Genomic DNA, 12,543 nt, shown 5'->3' on the forward strand with positions numbered 1-12,543 from the left:
GACGGGCAAAAACGCCAGCCATAGAGCGGGGGTTCAGATTGTTCCTGCTCATTTTACGTATTCGATCGTATTGACGTACCAGCTTGCTTCCCCACCAGGCGTATTCACAACCGCGAGATCGCCGACCTCTTTTTTCAGCAGCGCGCGCGCCATGGGTGAGTCGATCGAGATGTAGTCTTTGCGGCCGAAAATTTCATCGTAGCCGACAATCCGAAAACGACGCGTGTCGCCATCATCATTCTCGATCTCAACCCATGCGCCGAAAAACACTTTGCCTTCCTGCTGCGGGGAGTAATCGACGATCTTCAAATTCTCCATGCATTTGGTCAGATAGCGGACGCGCCTGTCGATCTCACGTAGCCGCTTTTTATTATACTGGTAGTCGGCATTCTCACTGCGGTCACCCAGACTTGCCGCCCAGGTGACTTTCTTTGTGACTTCCGGGCGCTCTTCACGCCACAGGTAGTTGAGCTCGCTTTTGAGTTTTTCGTACCCTTCCCGGGTGATCAGGGGCGTTTTCATCTTATTGATTACCTTTAAGTCTGTGACGAAGCGCACAATTCGTATTACGTCATCCCGCTGACAGAATAAATAATGTGCTGCGCGTTTCATTGTATACTTAAGCTGCTGTTAAATATGCTTTGTAACAATTTAGCCTGGAATTCATACCAGAATTCACTGGTGGCGAACGTTAGCTTTTTTAAGAATACATACCATCAATTAATTGTTGCGAACCTTTGGGAGTACAAATAATGCAAGAGAACTATAAAATTCTGGTGGTCGATGACGACATGCGTCTGCGTGCGCTGCTTGAGCGTTATCTGACCGAGCAGGGCTTCCAGGTTCGAAGCGTCGCTAACGCTGAGCAAATGGATCGTCTGCTGACCCGCGAATCATTTCATCTTATGGTACTGGATCTGATGCTACCGGGTGAAGACGGCCTCTCTATTTGCCGCCGTCTGCGCAGCCAGAGTAACCCGATGCCAATTATTATGGTCACGGCGAAAGGGGAAGAAGTTGACCGTATTGTCGGCCTGGAAATCGGCGCCGATGACTATATCCCGAAACCCTTTAACCCACGCGAACTGCTGGCGCGTATTCGCGCGGTGCTGCGTCGCCAGGCGAACGAACTGCCGGGCGCGCCTTCTCAGGAAGAGGCCGTCATCGCCTTTGGTAAGTTCAAACTGAACCTCGGAACGCGTGAAATGTTTCGTGAAGACGAGCCGATGCCGCTCACCAGTGGTGAGTTTGCAGTACTGAAAGCGCTGGTAAGCCACCCGCGTGAGCCACTGTCCCGTGACAAGCTGATGAACCTGGCGCGTGGCCGTGAGTATTCGGCGATGGAACGTTCCATCGACGTACAGATTTCCCGCCTGCGTCGTATGGTCGAAGAAGATCCCGCTCATCCGCGCTACATTCAGACCGTGTGGGGCCTGGGCTACGTTTTCGTACCGGACGGTTCTAAAGCATGAGGCGAATGCGCTTCTCGCCACGAAGTTCATTTGCCCGCACGCTGTTGCTTATCGTCACTCTGCTGTTTGTCAGCCTGGTGACGACCTATCTGGTGGTGCTGAACTTTGCGATTTTGCCGAGTCTCCAGCAGTTTAATAAGGTCCTGGCCTACGAAGTGCGTATGCTGATGACTGATAAACTGCAACTGGAGGACGGTACGCAACTGGTGGTGCCTCCCGCTTTTCGCCGGGAAATTTACCGTGAGCTGGGGATTTCTCTTTATTCCAACGAGGCCGCCGAAGAAGCGGGGCTGCGTTGGGCGCAACACTATGAATTCTTAAGCCATCAGATGGCGCAGCAATTGGGTGGCCCGACGGAAGTGCGCGTTGAGGTCAACAAAAGCTCGCCGGTGGTCTGGCTGAAAACCTGGCTGTCGCCCAATATCTGGGTACGCGTTCCGTTAACGGAAATTCATCAGGGCGATTTCTCCCCGCTGTTCCGCTATACGCTGGCCATCATGCTGCTGGCGATAGGGGGAGCGTGGCTGTTTATTCGTATACAAAACCGACCCCTTGTGGATCTCGAACATGCCGCATTACAGGTAGGGAAAGGTATTATTCCGCCGCCGCTGCGTGAGTACGGCGCGTCTGAGGTCCGCTCAGTGACCCGCGCCTTCAACCATATGGCGGCTGGGGTGAAGCAGTTAGCGGATGACCGAACGCTGCTGATGGCGGGGGTCAGTCATGACCTTCGTACCCCGCTGACGCGTATTCGTCTGGCGACAGAGATGATGGGCGAGCAGGATGGGTATCTGGCGGAGTCCATCAATAAAGATATCGAAGAGTGCAACGCGATCATCGAACAATTCATCGACTACCTGCGCACCGGGCAGGAGATGCCGATGGAGATGGCCGATCTCAATGCCGTGCTGGGTGAAGTGGTGGCGGCAGAAAGCGGCTATGAGCGTGAAATTGAGACGGCGCTTCAGCCGGGTAGCATTCAGGTGAAGATGCACCCGCTATCTATCAAGCGTGCGGTCGCCAATATGGTGGTGAACGCTGCACGTTATGGCAATGGATGGATCAAAGTCAGCAGCGGAACGGAGCCGCATCGCGCCTGGTTCCAGGTCGAAGATGACGGTCCCGGCATTAAGCCTGAACAACGTAAACATCTGTTCCAGCCTTTTGTACGCGGCGACAGTGCGCGCAGTACCAGCGGAACCGGTCTGGGACTGGCAATTGTACAGCGTATAGTGGACAACCATAACGGGCTGCTGGAGATTGGCACCAGCGAGCGGGGCGGGCTCTCTATCCGTGCCTGGTTACCCGTTCCTGTCGTTCGGGTCCAGGGAACGGCAAAAGAGGCGTAAAAAAGGGGAGGCGAAATGCCTCCCCTTTTACTGCTCAGGAGCGTGACCTTACAGCTTTGGACCGGCGCTCACCAGCGCTGCGCCTGCTGGGGTATCCGTGTATTTCTCGAAGTTCTCGATAAACAGTTTCGCCAGGGCGGTGGCTTTTTCCTGCCACTGTTCCGGAGACGCGTAGGTATTACGCGGGTCGAGAATTCGGGTATCCACACCCGGCAGTTCGGTCGGGATCGCCAGATCAAACATCGGCAGACTGAAGGTTTCCGCGTCGTCCAGAGAGCCGTTCAGGATAGCATCGATAATCGCGCGGGTATCCTTGATGGAGATACGTTTGCCCGTACCGTTCCAGCCGGTATTGACCAGGTAGGCCTGTGCGCCGGCGGCCTGCATACGTTTCACCAGCACTTCAGCATACTGCGTCGGGTGCAGCGACAGGAAGGCCGCGCCGAAGCACGCGGAGAAGGTTGGCGTCGGCTCAGTGACGCCGCGTTCCGTGCCCGCCAGTTTAGCGGTGAACCCAGACAGGAAGTGATACTGCGTCTGGTTGGCTGTCAGGCGAGAAACCGGCGGCAGCACGCCAAAGGCGTCAGCGGTCAGGAAGATCACCTTCGTGGCATGCCCGGCTTTGGAAACCGGCTTAACGATGTTGTCGATGTGGTAGATCGGATAGGAGACGCGAGTGTTCTCGGTTTTCGAACCATCGTCAAAATCGATAGTGCCATCGGCACGCACGGTGACGTTTTCCAGCAGCGCATCACGACGAATCGCGTTGTAGATTTCCGGTTCTGCTTCTTTCGACAGCTTGATCGTTTTTGCGTAGCAACCGCCTTCAAAGTTGAACACGCCGTCATCGTCCCAGCCATGCTCATCATCGCCGATCAGGCGACGTTTCGGGTCGGTAGAGAGGGTGGTTTTCCCGGTGCCGGACAGGCCAAAGAACACCGCAACGTCTCCTTTCTCGCCCACGTTGGCGGAGCAGTGCATAGAGGCAATGCCTTTCAACGGCAGCAGATAGTTCATCACCGAGAACATGCCTTTCTTCATTTCGCCGCCGTACCAGGTCCCACCAATCAGCTGGATACGTTCGGTCAGGTTGAAGGCGACAAAGTTTTCGGAGTTCAGACCCTGCTCTTTCCACTGTGGGTTCGTGCACTTCGCACCGTTCATCACGATAAAGTCAGGCTCAAAGCCTTCCAGTTCGTCATCGTTTGGGCGGATGAACATGTTCTTCACGAAATGTGCCTGCCACGCCACTTCGGTAATGAAGCGAACAGAGAGGCGGGTGTCGGCGTTTGCGCCACAGAAAGCATCAACGATAAACAGACGTTTACCGGAAAGTTGTTTAGTGACTAATCCTTTCAGGTGCTGCCAGGTTTCCTGGGACAGCGGTTTGTTGTCGTTCTTACCTTTTCCTTTGTCGGACCACCACAGCGTGTCACGCGTGGTGTCATCACGAACAATGTACTTATCCTTCGGCGAACGTCCGGTGAAAATACCGGTATCAACTGCAACGGCACCCAGGTCCGTCAACACACCACGCTCGTAACCTTCCAGGCTCGGGTCTAGCTCTTCCTGGTAGAGGGTTTCATAGCTGGGGTTGTAGACGATATCCTGAACGTCGCTGATACCATAAGCCTTGAGATCTTGCGGGGTTAATCGTTTCACGCGCATATCACTGCTCCTTAGCCAATATGTATTACCTGAAATAGTAAGGTTTTTTTGGGTGTGTTAACCGCGACAAGGCTCATAGATTTACTTATCTGGACAAAATCACGATTGACTGAAAACGCTGTGACTCCGGTCACGAAGCGGGGCTTATTATGGCAGGAATGACTTTTTAGTTGTGGAAAATGTTCCTAAAACGTTAAATATTGGTATTTTTCACGGAAATGTTGTGAGTGTAATCGCATTCATGTAAGAAATTAACAAGCGACTTACATATAAAATATCGATTCATCACGAAAGAAATTTTTAGCAAAAAGTGCGGAATTTTAAAGGAGAAGGCTGGGCGCGTTACGCAGCCCGGCCTGATTCGATGGTCGATTAATGTACCTGCGGATCGGCAGGGGAGGCGTTATTGCGGATCTCGGCAATATCCATCGCATTGAACAGGTAGTGACTCCCGCAGTAATCGCAATGCATGTCGATTTCGCCTTCTTCCGCCAGAATGCTGTCTACCTCTTCGTCCGGCAGCGTCTTCAGTGCGCCAGCACAGCGTTCGCGTGAGCAGGTGCATTTGAACTCAACGTCCTGCGGATCGTAAAGGGTAACTTCTTCTTCGTGATACAGACGCCACAGCACCTCATTGGCCGGCAGAGTTAATAACTCTTCTGCCTTGATGGTTTCGGTCAGCGTGGCCAGATGATCAAAGTCATCCGCCTGCGCATCCTGTGCCGGCATTACCTGCAATAGCATCCCGCCTGCCGCGGCTTTCCCATCAACATCGCCAGTACGAATGAACAGACGGGTTGGCAACTGCTCAGAACGCAGGAAGTAATCTTCCAGACAGGCCGCCAGCGTATCGCCTTCCAGGCCGACCACACCCTGGTAACGCTCGCCTTCTTCCGGGGTAATGGTAATGACCAGATAACCATTACCGACCAGCGTTTTCAGGTCTGCCTCTTCCGGGATCTCGCCCTGCACACGCGCTACGCCACGCATCTGCTGATTGTTATTGCCGTTGATCACCGCGAGACTCAGCGGACCATCGCCCTGGAGTTGAACGGTAATATCACCGGCGAACTTCAGGGTCGCGGTGAGCAAACTGGTAGCCACCAGCAACTCAGCCAATATGGTTTTTACGGGTTGCGGATACGTATGGTTTTCGAGGATCTGTTGCAGGGTTTCCGATACGGTTACCAGTTCGCCGCGCACGGCAAAGTTTTCAAACAGATAGCGGTGTAATTGGTCATGTTGCGGCATAATCATCTCTCTTGCGGGTGACAGTTATTCACTGTCGCCGTGTTTAAATCGTAACAGGTCGCGGCGCTCTTTTTTGTCCGGTCGCCTGTCCGGGTGCGGCATGGTCAGGGCGTTAAGCTTACGTGCCAGCGCCATTTTTTCGCGTTTTTCGACGCTTTCCGTCGTCTCTTCATACAGAGTAACGGCTTCGCTGGCCGGTCGGCGCTGCTCGGTGATCGCTTTAATCACCACCGTTCGCTCGTCGTTGCCCTGGCGCAGCGTCAGCGTGGCGTTCAGCTCGACGATCTTGCTCGGCTTACTGCGCTGTCCGTTATAGTGAACCTTACCGCCGTCCACCATCTCACGGGCCAGAGCGCGGGTTTTATAAAACCGCGCAGCCCACAGCCATTTATCCAGTCTGACCTCAACAGAGGGCTTTTCTTTCATGGCGACTCCTTCACATCAGTGAGGGGATCAGTCGGCGGTAATCATTCAATGACGGATGGCGCGCATATTGTTTTTCCGCAATGCCAGAGTCGGGATTCGTCACACCGAGGCAATACCGAATACCAAATTTCGCCGCCGCGTCGAGAATGGGTTCACTATCATCAATAAATAGCGTTTTCTCCGCACTCATTCCCGTTTCTTCCGCTACGGCGCGCCATAACCGCTGATCCTCTTTGGGATAACCAAATGTGTGGGTAGAAAGTAATAAATCAAGGTGTGAGGCCAGACCGGTGTGCTCCAGCTTCACGGCCAGATTATGCGGGTGCGCGTTAGTCAGCAAAATGCGACGTTTGCCGCTGGCTTTTAACGCTTCTAAAAAAGGGACCGTATCATCACGCAATACGGCTCGTGGCCCCATTGCGGTGGTCATCGCGCAGATATCCAGGCCCAGACGGTCGCTCCAGTAATCAAGACAGTACCAGTTTAGCGTATGCTGCACGGCATGATATTCCTGGCGGATGCGTTCCTGCGCCTCTTGTGGCGAGATCCCGTTCTGCGCCCCATAGGTTTCAGGCACCAGTTTTTGCCAGAAGTAGTTATCAAACGCCAGATCGAGCAGCGTGCCGTCCATGTCTAACAGAACGGTATCCACGTTCTGCCAGGCAATATCAATATGCATGGGAACTCTCCAGAATAAAACGCGATGCGGCACAGGGTAGCACACCCGATGCCGCCGTCATGTTATCAGATGAGGCTTTCCGGAGAGCTGATGAGCTTCGGATTCAGGCAGCTTTCATAGTACTGCTGAATCTCCATCAGACGGGTGCGATGGCGCTGATAGCGGCGGAATGCCTGTACGCCATTATAGAGCGTACAGGCCAACATCGTCAGCATCAGCAGCGTGGTGCCGAGATAACGCCACAAACCGGAACGATCGGGAATGCGGTGCAGGCCAATATGCTGTGTGCCATTGGCATCAGTATAAATATTGGTCACAATCCCTTCGGCGCTAAACGGCGTGTTCATCAGCATTTGCGCCAGCCGCTGGAAGGCGCCCCATTGCTCTTGTGCCGGATAATCATACAGCGCCACGCTTGGCCACGGTTGATCGACCAGATCGCTGCCTTCATCGCTAACGATCAGGAATCCGCCAGGGGCGGGGCTGTTCAACGACTGAGCGGCGCGAGCCGTTTCGCGGGTAATAAAGGGCGCGGTGGAGGTCGTGACCAGATTATCGAGCGATTCGGCGCTGACGGGACGCAGTAGAACATTAACGCCGTCCAGTTTACCTGCGTTGGCTCGTTTCACCAGTGCGCTCCAGTCTTTGCTGTTCCCCAGGTTGACCAGCGCATTTTTGAGGCGCACGCATTCATCTTCTGCCGCACACAAATCAGCGGTTTTCAGAACGATATCGCCAAAGTCATCTAACAGCACCATGCCAGACTTCTGAATGGCGGAGCGCAAGGCTGCGCTGACGCGGGAGTCATCTTCCGGTTTTGGATGCAGCTGGCGGTTAACGGCCTGCGAGAGCGCGGTGGCTTTGTTCACCAGATCGGATTCTGGCAACGGCAGCGCAGGGGCGTCATTCCAGATAATTTGCGAGCAGTCAAACGGCATAAACGGTGAGCTGGTTTGCGCGCCCCAACTGCCCTGCGCATGAATATTACACATGCCAGTGCCGAGTAGGTTCAGCGTGTCGCCGACGCGCACACCGGATTGTTCGAGCTGTTTTACGCTGGTTGCTTCAATGGTTTGTGCGCCCTTCATCCACGACAGCGTGAACTTGATCGGCATATCGAGCGGGATCCAGAACAGTAGCATGAGCAATACCAGCAATGAACCGCCGGCAATAATCGAGCTGCGTACCCAGTGTTGCAGCGGGAAGTTTCTCACCTCGTCATGCAGGGATAAAAACCGCCCCTGACGCACAACGTGGCGATCGAGATAAATATCAATATCCGTTTGCTGACCGAGATCCTGCGCAATGTAAGGCTGCCAGTGGGTCGGATAAACCAGGTCTATAATCCCCAGCGAAATATTGTTGATCTGTTCCTGGTCATTTTCGCCAAAAAGACCCCAGCGACGGGGCGTTCCACGCAGACAGTGAATTTCGCGCAGTGCCGTTTTCGACGGCGGCGCGAATAAGCCCCACAATCCTGCTGCCAGTAATAGCACGGCACCGCCTGCCATCCAGGGCACAAAGACGTCCGGCGTCACCAGGCAGAAAAAGAACAACAGGAAGGCGGCGACAATCAACAACGCTTCGCGAAAACCTGCCGGGCGGCTGAGCGCGTATTCTTCATGCGTCTCCTGACGAATATTCAGCAGCTCAATTTGTTCGCTCTCTTCACCGCGAATCGACGCCTGTGTGGATGTGGTGGGCTGCAACAAATAACCGCGAGCCTCCTGCATGTACTCCTGCAGAGAGTGGCCATTCAGCGAGATCACCAGCGGCAGCGTATCGGTGTGGATCAGTTCAACGCTGTTTTCATCGTTAATGTATTGTTCCCAGAAGGGGGGCAGGTGAACTTCGACGGAATCGAGGTAGTAGCGCCACTTATTCGGGTCGTCCGTGTTGATACCGTAGCGGGTGATCGAATGGGTCAGAATGATGACGTTATTGCTTTCAGCATTCAGCGTCAGGGAAATGGGGGCTGCGCTGGCGCCCGTTGGACCGGGTACCTGCTGAATTTGACTCAGGCTATCAAGATAATTTTCAACGGCGCTGCGTTCTTCTGGCGTGAGTTTGCGCGTCGCCGCCTCTGAGAACGCGTGGGTCCACGGCAGCTTACGCCGCCTGGCCCGGACATTAAGTCGCCACCAGGCCAATAACGCGCAGGCCAGCAACGCCGCTAAAAAAATCAGAATGGTGCTCATGCTTTCCCCATCTTACTTAATCTGTCAGGCGTGGTCAGTCGCACCCTGTCACAATAAACGTGATTCCGTGGTTGGCTATCGGCAAGCATGGAGTTGAACTTGAGCATTTTCAGCGCATCCCAGTAAGTGCTGATGATAGCAAAACCTGCAAAAGCGGAATATCAGCAAATTCCTGGACCTATTTCAACCTATTGACTTTTAATTTGAAACAGGAATTATATTTTTATTAGGTTACATAAATGTAAATAAACGGCAATACACATTGCCGAAACCGTGTTGCGTATCGCACAATAACGACAGATTTCACGGCATAGATTCTCACGATGAGCAAATCATTACAAAAACCCACCATTCTGCATGTTGAAACTGTCGCACAGTCGCGGCTGTTTAGCGTAGAAAGCGTGGACCTCGAATTCAGCAACGGCGTACGTCGCGTCTATGAACGGATGCGTCCCTCTACTCGTGAAGCGGTAATGATTGTCCCGATCGTAGACGATCATCTGATCCTGATTCGTGAATACGCAGTGGGGACGGAGTCGTACGAACTGGGCTTTTCCAAAGGGTTGATCGATCCTGGCGAAAGCGTGTTTGAAGCGGCGAACCGGGAACTGAAAGAAGAGGTCGGTTTTGGGGCAAATGATCTGGTCTTTTTGAAAAAACTCAGCATGGCGCCCTCTTACTTCTCCAGCAAAATGAACATCGTGGTGGCTGAAGATCTCTATCCCGAATCACTGGAAGGTGATGAGCCAGAACCGCTGCCGCAGGTACGCTGGCCGCTGGCGCATCTGATGGATCTGCTGGAAGACCCTGACTTCACCGAAGCACGAAATGTGAGCGCATTGTTCCTCGTGCGCGAATGGCTGAAAGGGCAGGGGCGGCTGTAAACGGGATCCTTTGTAGTAAGTAAAAAAGGCGCCGTAGCGCCTTTTTTACTTAGAACAGTTCGTGCGTCTCGCCATTATCAATAATGGTCGTTCCCACCTCATGCACCGCCTGCTGCGTTGGCTGCGTGCCTTCGATGAAATACTCTGCACGGCTGTTGCCGCCGTTCGCCAGTTGCCCGGTACTGCGGTCAATATTGACCGTGACAATACCCGGTGGCGGTGTCAGCGGCTCTTCAGGAACCCCTTCCAGCACCGCCTTCATGTAGGCATCCCATGCAGGCTGCGCACTCTTCGCGCCGCCTTCGTAGCCGGAGATCTGATCTTTGATCGCGCCTGAAGCAGTGGTGCGCCCAAGGTCACGACGGTGATCGTCAAAGCCAATCCACACAGAGGTGACAACGCCTGGGCCATAGCCGGAGAACCAGGCATCTTTTGAGCTGTTGGTCGTCCCGGTTTTTCCGCCGATATCGCGGCGGTTCAGGTCGCGACCTGCACGCCAACCGGTGCCCATCCAGCCGGGCTCACCGAAGATGTTACTGTTCAGTGCACTCTTAATCAGGAAGGCCAGTGGCGTGTTGATCACATGCGGTGCGTACTCTTGCGCCCCGGTCTGTGCCACTAACGCCTGATTTGCCTGTTCCAGTTTGGGCATTGGCACGGCGGTGTTTTGCTGCTCGCCAGAGATGGCGACATCTTCAACATTGCTGTTTTCCAGAACGTTGGATTTTTGCGTATCGCCGTAAATCACCGGAATATCGCATTCCGGGCAGGCAATCTTCGGCCGGGCTTCGAAAATCACGCCGTTCTGGTCGGTTTCAATCTTGCTGATGAAGTACGGGTCGACCAGGAAGCCGCCGTTCGACATCACCGCATAACCGCGAGCGACCTGCAGTGGGGTAAAGGAAGCGGAGCCCAGCGCCAGAGATTCGGTATGCACAATGTTTTGCGCCGGGAAGCCGAAACGTTGCAAATATTCCGCCGCGTAGTCCACGCCCATTGCCCGCATGGCGCGTACCATCACCACGTTTTTCGATTCACCCAGCCCCTGGCGTAAACGGATCGGGCCTGCATAGGTCGGCGGTGAGTTTTTCGGACGCCAGTCGGAACCGGCACCGGCATCCCAGCGGGAGATGGGCACGTCGTTCAGCATACTCGCCAGCGTCAGACCTTTATCCATTGCGGCGGTGTAAAGGAACGGCTTAATGTTAGAACCGACCTGACGCAGCGCCTGGGTGGCACGGTTGAACTTGCTCTGGTTAAAGTCAAAACCGCCGACCAGCGCCAGCACGGCTCCATTTTTCGGATTGATAGAGACCAGCGCGGAGTTCACATCCGGAACCTGCGCCAGCCACCAGGCTTCGCCCATCTTGCGCACCCAGATCTGCTGACCGGTCTGCACCGCGTCAGTCACTTTACGCGGCGTTGGACCTTGCTGAGTATCTGAACGATAAGGACGCGCCCAGCGAATACCCTCCATGCGCAGAGAGACAGAAGTGCCATCTGCCAGGGTTGCCGTCGCTTCCTGCGGGTTTGCACTGGTTATCACTGCCGGTAACAGCGGCCCGTAAGTTGGCAGTGCCTTCAGCGTATCGGTGATTTTCTTACTGTCCCACGCGGTTTCGCCCACCTTCCACAGCACGTTAGCCGGGCCGCGATAGCCGTGGCGCATGTCGTAATCCAGCACGTTATTACGTACCGCCTGTTGCGCGGCTTGCTGCACCTTGCGGGTAATGGTGGTGTAAATGCGGTAACCGTCTTCATAGGCGTTTTCACCGTAACGGCTGTACATCTCCTGACGCACCATTTCTGACAGGTACGGGGCGGAGAAAGCGATTTCCGGCGCATGATAGTTGGCGTCGATCGGCTCGTTACGCGCCTGATCGTACTGTGCCTGGGTGATATACCCTTCGCTCAGCATACGTGACAGTACGACGTTGCGACGTGCGGTTGCGCGGTCCATCGAATAAAGCGGGTTAAAGGTGGAAGGCGCTTTCGGCAAACCGGCAATGACCGCGATCTCACCCAGATCCAACTGGTCGACGGATTTACCGAAATAGACCTGCGCCGCCGCCCCGACGCCATAAGCGCGGTAACCGAGGTAGATCTTGTTCAGATAGAGTTCGAGGATTTCATCTTTGCTTAGCAACTGTTCAATGCGGATGGCCAGGAACACTTCCTTAATCTTACGCATTAGCGTGCGTTCGGGACTGAGGAAGAAGTTTCTCGCGAGCTGCTGGGTGATGGTACTTGCACCCTGAGAGGCATGGCCGGAGAACAGCGCTACGCTTGCCGCACGGAAGATCCCCACAGGGTCAACGCCGTGGTGTTCATAGAAACGACTGTCTTCTGTGGCGATAAAGGCTTTGACCATTTCCGGCGGGATCTGATTAAGCGTCACCGGAATACGACGTTTCTCACCATATTGCGCAATGAGCTCGCCATCTGCGCTGTAGACCTGCATCGGGATCTGCAAACGCACATCTTTAAGCGTCGCGACGTCAGGTAACTGCGGCTCAATATAGCGATAGAGGCCATAAATCGAGCCTGCTCCCAGCAGGATGCAACATACTGCAAGGATCAATAAATACTTTACGAACTTCACCGGAGATTTCCCAT

Annotated in this window: 10 protein-coding genes; 3 read left to right on the forward strand and 7 right to left on the reverse strand. The window is 54.2% G+C overall.

The features are described from left to right. Positions 1 to 48: 48 nt before the first annotated feature. Positions 49 to 522, reverse strand: coding sequence for a transcription elongation factor GreB (greB, locus tag QNN88_RS19090; RefSeq protein ID WP_414241596.1), 474 nt, complete (start codon positions 520 to 522; stop codon positions 49 to 51). A 230-nt stretch (positions 523 to 752) separates the two neighbouring features. On the opposite strand from greB, the gene ompR reads away from it, so the two are divergent. Together ompR and envZ are read left to right on the forward strand one after the other, a co-directional pair. Next, the gene (gene ompR, locus QNN88_RS19095) at positions 753 to 1,472 is read left to right on the forward strand and encodes a two-component system response regulator OmpR (protein WP_001157751.1); all 720 of its coding nucleotides are present in this window, start codon (positions 753 to 755) and stop codon (positions 1,470 to 1,472) included. Beyond that, entirely contained in the window at positions 1,469 to 2,821 is a 1,353-nt protein-coding gene (envZ, locus tag QNN88_RS19100; protein WP_414241597.1) for a two-component system sensor histidine kinase EnvZ, read from the forward strand. Before ompR ends, envZ begins: the two co-directional genes overlap by 4 nt. Before the next feature lie 48 nt (positions 2,822 to 2,869). Here envZ and pckA read toward each other — a convergent pair whose 3' ends face one another. From pckA to igaA, 5 genes are all read right to left on the reverse strand, one after another. Further along, entirely contained in the window at positions 2,870 to 4,489 is a 1,620-nt protein-coding gene (pckA, locus tag QNN88_RS19105) for a phosphoenolpyruvate carboxykinase (ATP) (RefSeq protein ID WP_414241598.1), read from the reverse strand. 372 nt (positions 4,490 to 4,861) lie between these two features. Next, positions 4,862 to 5,740, reverse strand: a complete 879-nt coding sequence (gene hslO, locus QNN88_RS19110; RefSeq protein ID WP_414241599.1) for an Hsp33 family molecular chaperone HslO — start codon at positions 5,738 to 5,740, stop codon at positions 4,862 to 4,864. 24 nt (positions 5,741 to 5,764) lie between these two features. Next, the gene (gene hslR, locus QNN88_RS19115; RefSeq protein ID WP_058587475.1) at positions 5,765 to 6,166 is read right to left on the reverse strand and encodes a ribosome-associated heat shock protein Hsp15; all 402 of its coding nucleotides are present in this window, start codon (positions 6,164 to 6,166) and stop codon (positions 5,765 to 5,767) included. Positions 6,167 to 6,176: 10 nt separating this feature from the next. Further along, complete coding sequence (yrfG, locus tag QNN88_RS19120; protein ID WP_414241600.1) at positions 6,177 to 6,845, reverse strand: GMP/IMP nucleotidase; 669 nt, start codon at positions 6,843 to 6,845, stop codon at positions 6,177 to 6,179. Between the two features lie 65 nt (positions 6,846 to 6,910). Beyond that, positions 6,911 to 9,043 carry an intracellular growth attenuator protein IgaA gene (igaA, locus tag QNN88_RS19125; protein ID WP_414241601.1) on the reverse strand — a complete coding sequence of 711 codons (2,133 nt, stop codon included), beginning with the start codon at positions 9,041 to 9,043 and terminating at the stop codon, positions 6,911 to 6,913. Positions 9,044 to 9,366: 323 nt separating this feature from the next. On the opposite strand from igaA, the gene nudE reads away from it, so the two are divergent. Further along, complete coding sequence (gene nudE, locus QNN88_RS19130; RefSeq protein ID WP_414241602.1) at positions 9,367 to 9,927, forward strand: ADP compounds hydrolase NudE; 561 nt, start codon at positions 9,367 to 9,369, stop codon at positions 9,925 to 9,927. A 49-nt stretch (positions 9,928 to 9,976) separates the two neighbouring features. Here nudE and mrcA read toward each other — a convergent pair whose 3' ends face one another. Further along, the gene (gene mrcA / locus QNN88_RS19135) at positions 9,977 to 12,529 is read right to left on the reverse strand and encodes a peptidoglycan glycosyltransferase/peptidoglycan DD-transpeptidase MrcA (protein ID WP_414241603.1); all 2,553 of its coding nucleotides are present in this window, start codon (positions 12,527 to 12,529) and stop codon (positions 9,977 to 9,979) included. Between the last annotated feature and the right edge of the window lie 14 nt (positions 12,530 to 12,543).

It is taken from the genome of Citrobacter sp. ANG330 (assembly GCF_047467925.1).
Lineage (GTDB): Bacteria > Pseudomonadota > Gammaproteobacteria > Enterobacterales > Enterobacteriaceae > Citrobacter_A > Citrobacter_A amalonaticus_G.